Here is a 14,818-nt window from a genome sequence, read left to right as displayed (position 1 = left end):
GGCGTCCTTGATGATGGCGATGAACGCCTCCTCCAGCGTCTTGGCGTTCCATTGTCTTTTGATCTTCTCCGGCTCTTCACAATGCAGGAGCCGGCCTTTATGGATCATCCCCACCCTCTTGCAGCGCTCGGCCTCGTCAAGATAGGCCGTGGAGCAAAAAATCGTCACCTTCTCCTTCAGGAGGTCGTAGAGGATCTTCCAGAAATCCCTGCGCGAGACGGGATCGACGCCATTGGTGGGCTCGTCGAGGAAGAGGACTTTCGGGGTGTGGATCAGCGCGCACGCCAGGCCCAGCTTCTGTTTCATGCCGCCGGAGAGCTTACCGGCAAACCTCTGCTTGAACGGCAGGAGGCCCGAAAACCCCAAGAGCCTGTCGATCGTCTCCTGCCGGTGGGCCTTTTCGATGCCGTAGACGTCCGCGTAAAAATTGATGTTCTCCAGGACCGTCAGCTCTTCATAAAGGCCGAAGCGCTGCGACATGTAGGCGATGTTTTCCTTGAGGGGCTCGGCTTCCTTGACGATGTGCTTATCATACACCCAGCCCTCGCCGGACGTCGGGTCCAGGATACCGGTCAAAAGCCTCATCGTCGTGGTCTTGCCCGCGCCGTCGGGGCCGACGAGGCCGAAGATCTCGCCCTCCTCAACCTGCAGGTTCAGGTTGTCCACAGCGACAAGGTCCCCGAACTTCCGGGTCAGGTTCTGCGTCCTGATGGTGATCATATCATTCGAGGATGATATAGGCGTCCGCCGGCATGCCGGGCTTCAGCTCAAGACTCGAGTTGTCCACCCGGACCTTGATGCGGTAGACAAGCTTGACCCGCTCGGTGGTCGTCTGAATGAATTTAGGCGTGAATTCGGCCTGGCTGGAGACAAACGAGACCCTGCCTTTGTATTTTTTCCCGCGGTAGGTGTCCGTCATCACGTAGGCCTCCTGGTCGAGCTTGACCTTCCCTAAGTCCGTTTCGTTGATGTAGGCGGTCACCCAGATGTTGTTGAGGTCTATGGCCGTAAAGACCGGCGCGCCGACCTGCACCACCTCGCCGGCAAGGGCGCTCTTGACCAGGACGTAGCCGTTCAAGGGTGCGGCGAGCTCGGCAAACCCAAGGCGGGTCTCTGCCAGCTCAAGGTCCGCCTTCGCCTTCTCGACGTTGGCGCGGCTCGAATCGTTCTTGGTCTTGGCCTCGTCGCGTTTCTGGGTCGAGATGGAGCCGGCCTTCCAAAGGTTCTCGGCGCGGACATAATCCAGCTTATCCAGGGAATACTGGTATTCGGCGGCGTTGAGCGTAGCCTTGGCATTATCCCTGACCTTGGTCAACTCATCGGTATTCAGGCGTGCCACGATATCGCCTTCCTTGATGACCTTGCCCTCATCCGTCAGGAGCTCCAGGATCTGGCCGGCGGCCCTAAAAGAGATGCGGACGTCGTCGCCCTCGATCGTGCCGGAGACTTTGAGGAGCCTGGCGTTCCTCTCCTGCTGGGTAACGCCGTAAAGATAAGACAGGGCTGCGATCAACGCCACAACGCCCACAAGGACAACAATCTTGATTTTCTTCGGGATATTCGGCATCTTCATATTTTTTTCTCCGCTTTGGCCGGAACTTCGCCGGGCACGTCCGGTTTCTTGTCATCTGAAATCTTTTCTTCGGCGGACAGGTTGCCCGTGTCGCGGTCCAGGGCCGCCTGCGCCATCATATAATCGTATACCCCTTCAGCCAGGGTCTGCTCGATCTGTGCCAAAGACACCTGCGCATCCAGAACATCCAGGTTCGTGCCAACGCCGTTGTCATAGCTGACGATCGCGATCTGCAGGGCCTCTTTAGCCTCGGAGACATTGTCTTTCTGGGAATCGATGATCGCCTGGGCTTCACGGAGATTGAGACAATCCCGGCGGATCAAAAGGGCGGTCTGGTCCGCCACATCCTCTTGGCTCAATTGGGACTGGGCGTAACGGGCCTTGGCTTCCCGGACTTTGGCCAATGACGAAAAACCGTCGAAGATTGGGACGCGGACGGAGACGCCCACATCCCAATTATTGTGGCGCTGATTGAACATGTCGGAATAGTCGTCCGAACGGTAGTAATAGTCTGCACTCAGATTCACCTGGGGACGGTATCCGGCGTGGGCCGCCTTGATGGACCACTTGGCGATATCGATGCCCAAAAGCTTGATGATCATCTCCGGCCTGTGGATGTAGGCCTTGGCCAAAAACGCCTCCTCAGTGATGGCGACCGGCAGATAGACAAGCTTGCCGTCGACAACCAGGGGATCATAGACCCCCAGGCCCAGTTCTTTGTTCAGGTCGGCCATGCTCAAGCGGATGGCGTTCTTGGCACGGATCAACTCCGGCATCACCTTTGTCACCTGGACCTTGGACTGCAAAAGGTCGAAACGCGACGCCGTGCCTTCCTTATATTTCTTTTTAACATCCTCATAATGGGCCGCGGCCTGGTCGAGCAGGTCCTGGGCGATGCGTGCGATCTCATAGGCCAGCAGCAACCCGAAAAACAATCTCTTGGTCTCAAACGCCGCATCCAACTTAAGCGCCCGCAGCGTCTCTTCCTGGACCTTGAGGCCCAATTGCTGCTGCCTCAAATTGGCCGTGTTGGCGCCGCCCGTATAGAGGGACTGGTCGACGGCCAGACCCCACTGATTATCATTCTCGTAACCGACATAAACGCCGTAATCTTTCTTGCCGGAGATGGCAGCATTGGCCTGGGGGACGGAGCCGACGCGCTTATAGCCGCCCTCGACGTTCACCTGCGGCATAAAAGCGCTCCGGGCATCCAGGATCTGGGCCCTGGCCGCCTCCACCTCTTTTTCCTGGATCAGGATGTTCTTGTTATTGGCAAAAGCCGTAGAGATGGCGCCGTCGATGGTCATCGCCCCGCGCCCGGCCGACTCTTTGGTGTTGGCTGCCTGCGCCGGCGCGCATGCGAGCCACGAAGCGAGGCCAAGAAGGATAAAAGCGCCAAAGCCTTTCTTGAAAAGCTTCTCATACTTCATCACCAGCTCGCGCAGTTCGGCATAGACCGGCGACTTGGTATTGGCCTTAAAGAACCTTGCGTTGGCCTTGTATTCGCTAACAAGGACCCCTTGCTTCTCCAGGCCATTGATGGTCCTCTGGAAGACGCCGGGCTTCTTGCCGAGCATGCGCCCGATCTGCTGCATATAGAACGCTTCGTCTGGATGGGTATAAAAGAGTTTCAGAAGACGGATCTTGTTTTTGGTCAATTCAATCATGGCAGGACGATATTCTCTTGTATGCAAATACATATAATCATATACTTATGCATATTATTATATCTATGCGCATACAAAAGGCAAGGAATATTTTTTATTCGGACTCAACAAAAACAAAAGGCGGTCAGAAGGAGAGATGCTAAAAGGGAACGCACGGTCATGCCGCCGGCAGCGGCCGGATGATCACGGTGTAGACGGCCTTCCGGGCCGGTTTTTTATCCTTCTCCCAAAGGCGGACGTATTTGAGATAGATCTTTATCTTGCCGGGACTCAAGGCCTTAAAGAGCAGCAAATCCTCCCCTGCTTCGCCGGCGCGGCCGTCCGACAGTTTCTTGTATTTACTACAGATGAATTCGGCCTTTTTCTCGTTGAGAGGGCGCGCCAAGACCCATTGGTACCCTGTGGTCCGGTTGGCATCAAGGGCGATCACAAAGACCTCCCCCACTTTTGTCGTCACCGTCCGGCCGCCGGCGGACGCATCGGTGCCGGCAGCGAACACATGCGAACAAAAACAGAAAAAAAACAGCAACCCTATCCCGCGTACGGCGGACAGACGTCTCATATCACTCTCCCGCGGCGCCCTGTTTCTCCCCCAGGCATTGGCGTATCCTCTCCAAAAGATCGTCGGATTGGAACGGTTTAAGAATGAAATCGTCAGCCTGACACTGCTTGATTTGCTGTATGATCGTCTCGGGATGGATGGCCGTAAAAATGATGACGGGGGTCTTTTTCAGGGCCGGGTCCTCCTTGACCTGCCGGCATACCTTGAAACCATCGACGCCGGGCAAGCGGAGATCCAAAAGGATCAAGTCCGGTTTCTGGAGCCTGATGACCTCAATGGCAGCCAAGCCGCTGCCGACCACCTCCACGTCGTAGCCCGCCTTGCGCAACCGCAGGCCGACCAGTTTCTGGATATCCGCTTCGTCATCAACAATGAGGATCTTCTTAGGCATGGGCAGAGGGATTTTGTTGTAATGGCAGGGTGAAACACACGACCGCGCCCTGGTGTTTTCCTGGCTCGATCCAGATGTCGCCCTGATGATGCTTGATGATTTCTCGCGAAATGACCAGACCAAGGCCTGTCCCGCCGGTCTTGCGATATCCCTTTTCCTGGATCTGGGCAAACCGCTGGAAAAGCCTGGGGATATCTTCCCGCTTAACGCCTATGCCTGTGTCTTCGACGGACACCAACACATGGGGGCCGCGGCTGGACGCAGAGACCACGACGCTTCCCTTTTCGGTAAACTTGATGGCGTTGCTCAGGATATTGCTCAAGACCTGCGCGATCTTGTCCCGGTCGAAGAGACAAACGAGAGGTCCGGGCCCCAAGCGCATCGAGAGGTCCAGCCCCTTCTTCTGGGCCGAGAAGGCCATCGTCTGGACGACCTCCCGGATCAAGGCGTGGAGATCGTTCGGCCTCATATCAAAAGCCATCCTCCCCGATTCCAGCCTCTGAAAATCAAGGATATCATTGATCAACCGCACCAGCCGCTCAATATTGCCCTTGACGATCTGAAGACAATCTTTCTGTTCGGCGTTCACGGGTCCCAAGCTGCCGTCGACGACCAACTGGACCCCCTCCCTGATGGCGGCCAAGGGTGTCTTGAGCTCATGGGAGACCGTCGAGGTAAATTCGCTCTTGATCTTGAGGGCCCTCTTCAGATTATCCTCGGCCTGTTCCCTTTTGAGGTTCGTCTGCCGCAACGACTGCGTCATTTTGTTAAAAGATTTTGCCAGACGTTCAACCTCGTCTCCCGAATGAATGTTTACCTGGTAATCCAGGTCTCCGGCCGCAACCACTTCCGTGCCGCGGCTGAGCTTCTCCAGAGGTTTGACCGTCATGGTCCCGAAGATAAAGGCGAAAACAAGAAGAAGCGCCAGCATGCACCCCTCCGCCAGGACCAAACGCAGCAAAAACAGGTATAGCGGCCGCATGATCATGTCTTTGTCCTGGATGATAATAACCTTCCAGTGCAGGCCGTTGACCACAAACCACGGATGCACGACATCGGCATAAGCCAGAAAAACGCCGGCCGGCCTCTCACGAAAACTGGAATCATTGACGATCATCCACTTGCGGCCGCTCTTCTCCATGGCCTCAAATTCAGGCAAGCTGCGGCTCAAAGGCTGGACGCCGGCATGAAAAAGGATCTCGTTGCGGCTGTTCAACAACGTGATACTGACATCCTCCTGTTTTTCATAATTTACCAGGATATAAAAGAAGGCGTTGATATCCACAACGACCTTGAAGACGCCGACGAGATGGCGTTCCGTATCCCTCAAGGCAAATGCCAAAGGAACCGAAAAAACACCGCTGGAGGCGTCATATTCCGCCTCCCCCACATAGACGTTTCCTTTCTGGGCGACCGCCTTCTGCCACCACTCTTCATCGGCCTGATAATAGTCCGTTGTCTTTCCGGATGCCGCTACCAGGCCGCCATGGGCGTCCGTCAAGAGAAGTTCGCCGATCATATAGCTGTCTTGTTTCTGCAACCGGTGCAGATCGTCGCTCACATCCCTGTTGAGATATTGCCTGTAGGAACCATCCTGCGTGATCCGGGACCACTTCTTGTCGATCTCCTGCATCTGGGAGACGATCTCTTCGGGATTGATATCGCGATAACGGCTGTTGGCGACGGCAAGGACGTCTCCATACCCCCTGAAAGCCAGAAGCGCGGGGAAATCCCGAACTCTTTCATCAATGATCGCGCTAAGCGCATAAGCAAGTTGCTGCGCAGCACGGGCCTGGTTAGAACCGATGGTTTCGAGCCGGGGGAGATAAAGATAAAAATATCCCAAGAGAAAAGCTGTGCAGAGGATGGTAATGATGGAAAGGCCGATGAAGACGATAAACTTCTTTCGGATGCTCATAGGTCACGCTGGTAAGCGTCGCGGCACAACAGAGCGCGGACGGTCGACAACCTTTATTTATATTATACACCCGCTGGAACCAAAAATCCTCAAAAAGACTCCCTTGACAATACACAAGACAGTATGGTAGCTTAAAAAGAAGATTCCTCCGCATGGGGCGAGAGGACGCTGTCGAAAAGGAGGACGCATGAGAAATGCAGTAAGGTTGATTGCTGTCTGCGCTCTTGTCTTGAGCTTGGCCACGCCTGCCATGGCAAAGACCCCCGGTGATAAATTGGCACGCGGTATCGCCAATGTCGCAACGGGTTTCCTCGAAGTACCTCAAACGATCGGACAGGAATGGAAAGAAAGCAACAATGCCGCCGTGGGCATCTTTGCCGGATTTTTCAAAGGCATGGTCCAGGCCGTTGTCCGCACAGGATCGGGCGTCTGGGATGTGCTGACGTTCCCGGCCGCTATCCCCAAAGATTATGAACCTCTGTATCACCCGGACTACGTTTTCGATCAGGTAGAACAAGCAGACAAAACCGGCAGCAAATAACCGACATCTGCCGTCGAAATAAAAAAGGCGCCCTGGAAAGGGCGCCTTTTTTTGGCTTCCACAACGGTGGTGCGGGATAAAAATCAAAGAGTTGGATCCTCATGGCCGAGCTTGCGCGCCTCCTGATAACAAAAAGCCGCCTTCTCGAATTCCTTGAGCCGGGTATAGATCAAAGCCAGATTGACCCATGTCGCGCTCGAGGAAGGATCCAAGGCAATGGCCCGCTCAAAATGCCCGATCGCCTCCCGCGGCCGGCCGGAAAAAACCAGCGCCATGGCCAGGTTGTTATGCGTCTGCGCATCTAAAGGCCGTAGACGTAAACTCTCCCTCAAAAAATTCTCGGCGGAAGCATAGTCTCCCTTCTCCAAAAACAGAACGCCAAGGTTATTCAGGGCTTCGGGTGAAGGCAGGCCGCCTTCAACAGCCCTGACAAAGTACTGTTGCGCCTTCAATTTTTCACCCAGACGATAATAGACTCCTCCCATATTGCTGAGCGCTTCCGGCGAATCCGGATCAAGCTCCAAGGCCCGGCGGCATGCCGGCAAAGCATCATTATACCGGCCCAAATCCGCATAGGCCTGACAAAGATTATTGTAGGCAGGGGCATAATCTTCTTTCAATGCGATGGCCTTCCAATAAAAATCCAGGGCTTCCCGCGGCCGCTTTGTCTGTCTATAGTACTGGCCGAGATTATTATAAGCCTTGGCGTACCGCGGCGACATCCGGAGCGCTTTCTCGAAAAGCTGCCTCGCCTCTTCATAACGTTGCTCTCTCATATCAAGGATACCCAGTTGATTATAAATCCTGGGGCTGTCCGGCGCATAGACAAGGGTCCTCTCATAGAAATACCGCGGGTCGCGCCAATAGCCGAGCTGGAATGTCGTCATCGTCGCATAACAGATGACGAGTAATCCCGCCGCCGCCCAAAGACCGATACGCCTTGCCGTCCGCCGCGGGGCCGCGTCAAGAGCGCCATCCCACAAGGCAGCCACCACCAGAAAGAACCCCGCCGACGGCAGATAAAGCCAGTGCTCGGCTATAGCGGCATTCAAGGGGATGAGATTGGAAACCGGCAAAAGACCGGCCAAGAACCAGCAACACCCGAAAAAAATCACCGGCCGCTTTTTTACCGCAGACAGGCATAAAACCACAAGTCCTATAAAAACACCCACCCCTGCCATCACAACAGGGTCCCTGAAAGAATAGACCTTGAGCCCATATTCCATATGCAACGGCCAGGGGAAAAACAGGAGACGCGCATACGTTGCGACGGCGGCAAAAAATCCGGCGCATCTCTGCATAAACGGCAAGGCACCGTGTTGGCTCAAACCGGGGATCCCCAGGGCAAGATAACGGACGGACGCATAGAAAATAACCGCCGCCAGCATCCAAAACAGTTTTCTCCAGGAAGGTCTTGCCGTGGTGACGACGTGCGTGATGAGGCATAAGACCGGGAAAACCAGACTGCTTTCTTTGGCGAGAAGCGCCAGGACGAAGGAAAAAAACAAACCCGCATCATAAACGAAACCTTTCAGGGACAATCCCTGAAGATAACAGATCAAGGCGAGGCAGATAAAAAACAAAGAAAGGATATCGGCACGACCCGAGATATAGGCGACGGCCTCCGTATGCAGCGGATGCACGGAAAAAAACAACCCCGCAAGACACGCCAGCAGGAGACGACGGAAAAGAACCCAAAAAAGAAGTCCCAGCAAAAAAGACGTCAGACCGTGAAGAAGGACATTCGTTGCATGATAACCAAAGGGGTCAAGGCCGCAAAAAGAATAATTCGCGGCAAGAGAAAAAAGCTGGAGAGGACGGAAAAAATTCCATTTCTCCCCCGCGCAGGCGCCCAGGTCCGAGGCCATGGCCTTCAGGAGCCCTCCGGCGCTCCGCAAGGCGGAATTATTTCCTATAAGATATTCGTCATCCCAAAGGAAAGGAGCGGACAACACCCTGGCATAGACGGAAAAGATGAAGGCGAAAAAAACAAAGCAACAAATGAAAAAAATAAAACGTCTGCCGGAAGGATTTTTTTGAGATAAAAACATTTGCCGCTCCGCTAAAATCTCACCTGCCGAAACAAGCGCATACCGAAAAAATTCCCGACGCCTCATACGCCTCGAGAGGTCCGCTTCGGCCTGGCTTCAGCCAGGCCGAAGCGGAAACTCATATATCCATGAATTGCCATTAAGGCCAAGCGAAGACCGGAACCTGTTGAATAAGGATTTTTGTGCGCCTGAGTGGAATCGAACCACCAACATCTTGCTCCGAAGGCAAGCGCTCTATCCAGTTGAGCTACAGGCGCATAGTAAATGCGCACTTGCGCAATACCACATAAGTGCAAGGTGCGCAAAACAGGATGTTTTGCACCGGCGCAATTCCATATAAGCGCCGGGTGCGCAAAAAAAATGAAGAGCTAAAATTACCCGTTTCCCACGGCTCTTTTAACAAATGATATCGCAATTCCTGCCGAATATTTTCTTTGCTGTTTTCAGCGTGGTCTTCGTCGGGACCTTAACCCAGCCCTGGGCCGGCGGCCTGACAGGCGCGATGATCTGGACGCGGCCGGGATTGATCTGCCGGACGGTTTTTTCCATGAGCCTCAGGTAGGCGGGGCTGTCGTTGATGCCCCGGACCAGCATGATCTCAAGCCACAACCCGCCGCCGAACATCTTGCGGAAACGCTTGAGACCGTCGATCACGTCTTCAACCTTTAAGCCCCCCGCCGGCCTGTCGATCTTATCGAAGACGCCCTGCGTCACAGCGTCCAGCGAAGGGATGACGACGTCGGCGGCCAAAAGGTCGCGTCGCGCACAGGAACGGACCAACGTCGATGAATTCGTGATCACGACCACCGGTACATCCGTCATCCTATGGACGGCGCGGATCAGGCGGCCGAGGCCCGAATGCAGGGTCGGCTCCCCCGCCCCTGAAAACGTCACATAATCCAGCTTTATATCTTTTGGCTGCTGGGCAAAAAAAGTTTTCAACTCCTCGAGGATATCGGAAGCCTTGACATAAGCCTTCCTCTCTAACGTCTTGTGCGTCGTCTCCTTCAGCTGGCAATAGACGCAGTCAAAACTGCACACCTTGTACGGGACTGTGCTCACCCCCAAGGAAAACCCAAGCCTGCGTGATTTCACGGGACCATAGACATATTTCACTTCTACGCCTCCCTTAATGAACAAAGGATAGCCCTTTTCAGGGCTATCCTTTGTCAAAAAAGATCTCTTCAGCGCGTACCGGTTATTTAACCACCAAAACGCTGTTCTCGCTTCCGAAAGAATTGATGGTGCGGCGCGAGCAACCCGGGTCAACAATCCAGGAACCATCCACCACAAATTTATATTCGTATGTTCCGGTCGGGACGGATGCAGACGCTCTCCAGATGCCGTTCTTGTCTTTTTTGGCGGTCAGGCTGTCCGGTTTCCAACTGTTGAAATCGCCAGCCACGCCGACCCAGTTCGCCTTTGGTGCCGAAAGCTTGAATTCGATCTTCTTGCTTGCCAGACTTTTCTTAACTGCCATAGACGCCTCCTTTTATCAGAACAAAAATATTCTAAGCACTCTGCGAAGGTTTGTCAAGCATGAAAAACACTGACCATTTTCGCCGGCCGTCTCCGCGTCCCTGGCTTCCCTAGATAGCGACGACGGCGATACGCCAGCGGTCGGCCAACCTGATGCAGACTTCCCTGTCGATCACCAGGGTCTTGTGGGCCTCGATGGCCAGGCAGCGCGCCTTGACTCGGCGCAGATTCCTGATCGTCCGCGGCCCGATAACGGGAATATCAAAACGCATGTCCTGGTTCGGCTTGCTCACCTTGATGACGACCACGCCGCCATTGGCCACCTGCCCACCGCGGCGGATCGCGGCATCCGTCCCTTCAATAGCCTCGACCGCGACGATCGACCCATTCTTGACGACCAGGGTCTGGCCGATATCGAGCCCCGCCACGCGCTTGGCCATGTCAAAGCCGAGGCGAATGTCCGCCCATGTCTTCTCATCGGGTTTCGTCTTCGTCAACGTCCCTTTCTCCGGCAGGAATCTCTCCAGAAGAAGCGTGGAATCCACCAGCTCGATATCGTGCTGGGCCAGCATATCGGCCACAGCGCTAAAGACAGTGTCCGGCCTCTTGTCTTTGATCGCGCTCAGGAGGCGCTGGAGCATCTCGTCCCCCATGTCCTTGTAAAAAAGATTCCGGGGATTCACCTGGCCTGCCATGATCACTTTCTTGATCTCTTCTTTTTCAAAGATCTCGAACATCCTGGCATAATCCTTGAGGGTCAGCCAGTAGACCTTCTTGACCAAAGGCCCGATCAATAGAGACGTATCTTTCTTGATGGCGATCGCCACGACATCAAGCCCGTGCAGGGAGGCCTCCCGGGCGAACAAAAGAGGAAATTTACCGTTGCCGGCGATGAGGCCGATCTTTTTTGTGCCGTTCAATTTTCTCAGTGACATAGGCCCCGGCTCGAAGACGCAATAAAAGAAATCAGGTGGTCTATCTCTTTGGACATCTGAAGGGACTTTTTCATCTCTTCGAGGGCATGTTTTTTGTTCAGGCCCGATTGGAAAAAGATCCTGTATGCGGCCTTCAACTCGTGGATCGACTCTGCCGGGACGCCGGCGCGCTTGAGTCCTACAAGGTTCAAACCGTAGAACCTGGCGGGATGGCCGTCGCAAGTCGAATACGGGGGGATGTCCGTGACGACCTTGGAGCATCCACCGATGATGGCGAGCGTGCCGATACGGACAAACTGATGGACCGCCACGAGCCCTCCCACGACAACCCTGTCTTCGATCGTAACGTGGCCTGCGAGGGTGCCGCCGTTGGCAATGATGCAATGGTCGCCGATGAGGCAATCGTGGGCGACATGGCTGTAAGCCATGATCAGGTTATGGCTGCCGATAACGGTCGCCGCCCCTTCGGTCGTGGCGAGATTGACGGTCACATATTCACGGATGACATTGTTATCGCCGATCAAAACACGGCTGGGCGCCCCGGAATATTTAAGGTCCTGGGGGACGGTGCCGATGCAGGCCCCGGTGAAGATCTTGCACTCCCGGCCGATCGTGGCATCATTCTCGACCACACAGAAACTGCCGACGCGGGTGCCGGCGCCGATCTTGACCTTGCCGCCGATCACACTGTAAGGGCCGATCTCGACATCTTTATCGAGCGCTGCGCCTTCGGAGACAATGGCTGTCGGATGGATATGCGCCATAGGTTATTTCTCCACGAGGGCGAACATAAGTTCCGCTTCCGCCACCATTTCTCCGTCGACAAAAGCCTGCGTCGCCACCTGGCCGGTCCTGGAACGGAGCTTGCCGACGACGACCTCGATCCTGAGCTGGTCGCCGGGGATGACAGGTTTGCGAAACTTGACGTTATTGGCTGCCATGAAGAATGCGAGCTTCCCACGGTTCTCCGCGGGACTCAGCATCAGGACGCCGCCGACCTGGGCCATCGCCTCGACGATCAAGACGCCGGGCATGACCGGACGACCGGGAAAGTGCCCTTCAAAGAAATAATCGTTGACGGTGACGTTCTTGATGCCGACGGCCCGCCGGCCTTCCTCCATCGAAATGACGCGGTCCACCAAAAGAAAGGGATAACGGTGCGGCAGAATCTTCATGATGGTCCCGATGTCCACCTGGGCTTCCCGCGGCGCGCACTCCGCCGCCTTGATGGCTGCGACATACTGTTTGTCCAGCTGGTCTTTCATCTTTTGCGCCAGCCGCAGGTTCATCGTATGGCCGCTCTTGATGGCAATCACATGCCCTTTCATCGGCATGCCCAAAAGGGCCAGGTCGCCGATCAGATCAAGCATCTTATGACGGATAAATTCGTCCCCGAAACGCAGGGTGTTCTTGATGACCCCGTTTTTGGAAACGACAAGCGTATTCTCGTAATTGGCCCCCTTGCCCATGCCGCTCTTCATCAGCTCCTGGGCCTCCTCTTGAAGGCAGAACGTCCTGGCAGGGGCTATTTCTTTCTCAAAGACGCCGGCATCGATTTTAAGGTCCAGGAACCTGTCTCCCAGGACAGGATGGCTGTAACTCAAGGTATAGGAAATCCTGAAATCGGACGACGGGAACACCGCGATGGCCGAAGTCTCACCTTCCACGAACAAGGGTGCCGTGACCTTGAATGTCCTGCGGGGCGCTCCCTGTTCCGTCACGCCCGCCTTCTTGACGGCCTCGACGAACTTCAAGGCGCTGCCGTCCATGCCCGGAACCTCGGGACCATTGATTTCGACAAGGACATTGTCGATCCCGAGACATGAAAAAACTGCCATCAAATGCTCGATCGTCTGGATCTCGGCGCCGGCGCAGCCGATGGCCGTGCGTCTCGACTGCTTTTTGGCCGCCAGGGCCGCCTGGATGTCGGCGCGGGCCATGGGTTTCTCAGGCAAATCCACCCTCTGGAAAATAACGCCCATATCGGGGCCGAGAGGACGCATCCTCAACTCCACATCCTCGCCCGTATGGATACCCTTGCCGCGCAATAAAATTTCTTCTTTGATCGTCTTCTGCAACGCTTATCCTCGCTGTTTTAGGCGCTCTTCGAGCTCTTCAACCTTCCTCTTAAGTTCGTTGACAGCCTTCACCATATCCGGCAGGCGTTCGAAAGCCGCATACATCTTCATGGCCTGATGATGGGGCTGCGCCGGATAACCGAAAACCATGGTGTTGGGAGGCACATCGCGCATGATCCCGGACTGTGCCGCCAGGATCGCCCCGTCGCCGACCTCGATATGCCCGACCAGGCCGACTTGTCCGGCGATCGTCACGTTGTTACCGATATGCGTGCTTCCGGAAATACCGACCTGCGCTACGATCACGCTGTTTTCCCCGATCACAACGTTATGGGCGATCTGGACGAGATTGTCGATCTTGGTCCCGCGGCCGATGAGGGTCTTATCGAACCTTGCCCTGTCGATCGCAACGTTCGCCCCGATCTCCACCTCATCCTCTATCACGACCGTCCCCGTCTGGGGAATCAGCTTGTAGACACCGTCGACCCTGGTATAACCGAAACCTTCGGAGCCGATGACGCTGCCGCTCTGGATAAAGACCTTGTTGCCGATCGTCACGCGCTCGCGCACCGAGACGTTGGCATAAAAAATGCAGTCAGCGCCGATATGTGTGTCGTGACCGATAAATGAGCCGGCCTGGATGACGGTGCGGTCCCCGATGACCGCGCCTTCTTCGACAACGACGTACGGACCCAAACCGACATCCTTGCCGATCTTGGCGGTTCTGGCGACCACGGCGGTCTTGTGGATGCCTTTCGGGTGGCGGATGACGACGGGATGGAATATTCCGGCAACCTTGGCAAAAGCCAGGGACGGATCAGAAACGCGGATCGCAGGCTTTTTGCCGGCTTCCACGGTTAGCGGCACGATTACGGCGCAAGCACGCGTCGTTTCCAGAAGGGGCGCATAACGGCGGTTAGCCAGGAAGCTGATGTCCCCTTCCCCTGCCTCCTTAAGACCCGCCACTCCCGTAACCATCGTCTCAGGGTCACCGGATAGCTCTCCGCCGACAAGTGCGGCAATTTCCTTTAGCGTTCTGCCCATGCGACCTTCTATCCGCAAAACATCGAAGATTTATCTTTTCTTTGACGACTGCTTTTTGGAATCCTGTTTATACTGATTGTTCAGCAGGTCGATGATATCCTGTGTCACATCCGCGCTGGCCGTCCCGTACAAAAGCACGCGATCGTTCAAGATAAAGTCGTACTGGTTCTTTTGCGCGTACGACTGGATGACCTTCTCGATGTCCTGGAGGATCTCTTTGAGTCTGTCGTCGCGCTCTTTTCTCAGATCCAGGGCCACCTGCTGGCTTTCCTGTTTCAGCTTGGCGTTCTTTTCATCCAGCTCTTTCTGCTTGGAGGCTTTTTCTTTCTCGCTCAGCAAAGGCATTTTGTCTTCGATGGCCTTGATGTCATCGGCCAATTGCGTCAGGTCTTTCTCTTTTTCCTTTTGGATCCGACCGAGCTCGTCGTCAAAGACTTTCGTCTTCTCATATTTATCGAACGTCGAAGAAAGATCGACATAGGCGATCTTCCCGGCCGCGAAAGCCGCGCCGGCGGTCATCAAAAACATGCATACGAACGCTAATCCCCTGACCATCGTCTTCCTCTTCATTTCTTTCCT

The 14,818-nt window shown here is 55.0% G+C and carries 14 protein-coding genes, 1 tRNA gene and 1 pseudogene; 1 reads left to right on the top strand and 15 read right to left on the bottom strand.

Annotation, left to right across the window (positions count from 1 at the left end; translation table 11 throughout):
* Positions 1-30: 30 nt before the first annotated feature.
* The 6 genes and pseudogenes from BU251_RS00715 to BU251_RS00690 form a co-directional block, all read right to left on the bottom strand.
* Positions 31-720, bottom strand: a pseudogene (locus tag BU251_RS00715) (ABC transporter ATP-binding protein); the annotation flags it as partial.
* A 1-nt stretch (position 721) separates the two neighbouring features.
* Positions 722-1,573 carry an HlyD family secretion protein gene (locus BU251_RS00710; protein ID WP_128699001.1) on the bottom strand — a complete coding sequence of 284 codons (852 nt, stop codon included), beginning with the start codon at positions 1,571-1,573 and terminating at the stop codon, positions 722-724.
* Positions 1,570-3,240, bottom strand: coding sequence for a TolC family protein (locus BU251_RS00705; RefSeq protein ID WP_164908793.1), 1,671 nt, complete (start codon positions 3,238-3,240; stop codon positions 1,570-1,572). Before BU251_RS00705 ends, BU251_RS00710 begins: the two co-directional genes overlap by 4 nt.
* A 157-nt stretch (positions 3,241-3,397) precedes the next feature.
* Positions 3,398-3,802, bottom strand: coding sequence for a protease inhibitor I42 family protein (locus BU251_RS00700; RefSeq protein ID WP_128698999.1), 405 nt, complete (start codon positions 3,800-3,802; stop codon positions 3,398-3,400).
* A 1-nt stretch (position 3,803) separates the two neighbouring features.
* Positions 3,804-4,193, bottom strand: a complete 390-nt coding sequence (locus BU251_RS00695; protein WP_128698998.1) for a response regulator — start codon at positions 4,191-4,193, stop codon at positions 3,804-3,806.
* Positions 4,186-6,111, bottom strand: a complete 1,926-nt coding sequence (locus BU251_RS00690) for an ATP-binding protein (RefSeq protein WP_128698997.1) — start codon at positions 6,109-6,111, stop codon at positions 4,186-4,188. The genes BU251_RS00695 and BU251_RS00690 overlap by 8 nt, the downstream gene beginning before the upstream one ends.
* Positions 6,112-6,298: 187 nt before the next feature.
* Here BU251_RS00690 and BU251_RS00685 point away from each other — a divergent pair, with 187 nt between their 5' ends.
* Entirely contained in the window at positions 6,299-6,652 is a 354-nt protein-coding gene (locus BU251_RS00685) for an exosortase system-associated protein, TIGR04073 family (protein ID WP_128698996.1), read from the top strand.
* A gap of 83 nt (positions 6,653-6,735) precedes the next feature.
* On the opposite strand, the gene BU251_RS00680 is transcribed toward BU251_RS00685, so the two are convergent.
* From BU251_RS00680 to BU251_RS00640, 9 genes are all read right to left on the bottom strand, one after another.
* Positions 6,736-8,703, bottom strand: coding sequence for a tetratricopeptide repeat protein (locus BU251_RS00680; protein WP_164908792.1), 1,968 nt, complete (start codon positions 8,701-8,703; stop codon positions 6,736-6,738).
* 183 nt (positions 8,704-8,886) lie between these two features.
* Positions 8,887-8,960, bottom strand: a tRNA-Arg gene (locus BU251_RS00675).
* 139 nt (positions 8,961-9,099) lie between these two features.
* Positions 9,100-9,876 (bottom strand): radical SAM protein, encoded by a 777-nt coding sequence (locus BU251_RS00670; RefSeq protein ID WP_164908791.1) that lies wholly within the window; start codon positions 9,874-9,876, stop codon positions 9,100-9,102.
* Positions 9,877-9,901: 25 nt separating this feature from the next.
* A complete protein-coding gene (locus BU251_RS00665; RefSeq protein ID WP_128698993.1) occupies positions 9,902-10,183 on the bottom strand; it encodes an isoamylase early set domain-containing protein in 282 nt (93 codons plus the stop codon).
* Between the two features lie 109 nt (positions 10,184-10,292).
* Complete coding sequence (locus tag BU251_RS00660; RefSeq protein ID WP_128698992.1) at positions 10,293-11,117, bottom strand: LpxI family protein; 825 nt, start codon at positions 11,115-11,117, stop codon at positions 10,293-10,295.
* A complete protein-coding gene (lpxA, locus tag BU251_RS00655; RefSeq protein WP_128698991.1) occupies positions 11,108-11,881 on the bottom strand; it encodes an acyl-ACP--UDP-N-acetylglucosamine O-acyltransferase in 774 nt (257 codons plus the stop codon). Before lpxA ends, BU251_RS00660 begins: the two co-directional genes overlap by 10 nt.
* A gap of 3 nt (positions 11,882-11,884) precedes the next feature.
* Entirely contained in the window at positions 11,885-13,195 is a 1,311-nt protein-coding gene (locus BU251_RS00650) for a bifunctional UDP-3-O-[3-hydroxymyristoyl] N-acetylglucosamine deacetylase/3-hydroxyacyl-ACP dehydratase (protein ID WP_128698990.1), read from the bottom strand.
* A gap of 3 nt (positions 13,196-13,198) precedes the next feature.
* A complete protein-coding gene (gene lpxD / locus BU251_RS00645; protein WP_128698989.1) occupies positions 13,199-14,239 on the bottom strand; it encodes a UDP-3-O-(3-hydroxymyristoyl)glucosamine N-acyltransferase in 1,041 nt (346 codons plus the stop codon).
* Between the two features lie 30 nt (positions 14,240-14,269).
* On the bottom strand, positions 14,270-14,809 hold the full coding sequence (locus tag BU251_RS00640; protein WP_128698988.1) for an OmpH/Skp family outer membrane protein: 540 nt from the start codon (positions 14,807-14,809) through the stop codon (positions 14,270-14,272).
* Positions 14,810-14,818: the final 9 nt, after the last annotated feature.

This window comes from Candidatus Velamenicoccus archaeovorus (assembly GCF_004102945.1).
Lineage (GTDB): Bacteria > Omnitrophota > Gorgyraeia > Velamenicoccales > Velamenicoccaceae > Velamenicoccus > Velamenicoccus archaeovorus.
This window is presented reverse-complemented; position numbering and strand designations above follow the sequence as displayed.

Bases quoted from the DNA above. Each gene is read 5' to 3' on its own strand.
- BU251_RS00710 (WP_128699001.1), bottom strand. From the start codon at position 1,573: ATGAAGATGCCGAATATCCCGAAGAAAATCAAGATTGTTGTCCTTGTG.
- BU251_RS00705 (WP_164908793.1), bottom strand. From the start codon at position 3,240: ATGATTGAATTGACCAAAAACAAGATCCGTCTTCTGAAACTCTTTTAT.
- BU251_RS00700 (WP_128698999.1), bottom strand. From the start codon at position 3,802: ATGAGACGTCTGTCCGCCGTACGCGGGATAGGGTTGCTGTTTTTTTTC.
- BU251_RS00695 (WP_128698998.1), bottom strand. From the start codon at position 4,193: ATGCCTAAGAAGATCCTCATTGTTGATGACGAAGCGGATATCCAGAAA.
- BU251_RS00690 (WP_128698997.1), bottom strand. From the start codon at position 6,111: ATGAGCATCCGAAAGAAGTTTATCGTCTTCATCGGCCTTTCCATCATT.
- BU251_RS00685 (WP_128698996.1), top strand. From the start codon at position 6,299: ATGAGAAATGCAGTAAGGTTGATTGCTGTCTGCGCTCTTGTCTTGAGC.
- BU251_RS00680 (WP_164908792.1), bottom strand. From the start codon at position 8,703: ATGTTTTTATCTCAAAAAAATCCTTCCGGCAGACGTTTTATTTTTTTC.
- BU251_RS00665 (WP_128698993.1), bottom strand. From the start codon at position 10,183: ATGGCAGTTAAGAAAAGTCTGGCAAGCAAGAAGATCGAATTCAAGCTT.
- BU251_RS00660 (WP_128698992.1), bottom strand. From the start codon at position 11,117: ATGTCACTGAGAAAATTGAACGGCACAAAAAAGATCGGCCTCATCGCC.
- lpxA (WP_128698991.1), bottom strand. From the start codon at position 11,881: ATGGCGCATATCCATCCGACAGCCATTGTCTCCGAAGGCGCAGCGCTC.
- lpxD (WP_128698989.1), bottom strand. From the start codon at position 14,239: ATGGGCAGAACGCTAAAGGAAATTGCCGCACTTGTCGGCGGAGAGCTA.
- BU251_RS00640 (WP_128698988.1), bottom strand. From the start codon at position 14,809: ATGAAGAGGAAGACGATGGTCAGGGGATTAGCGTTCGTATGCATGTTT.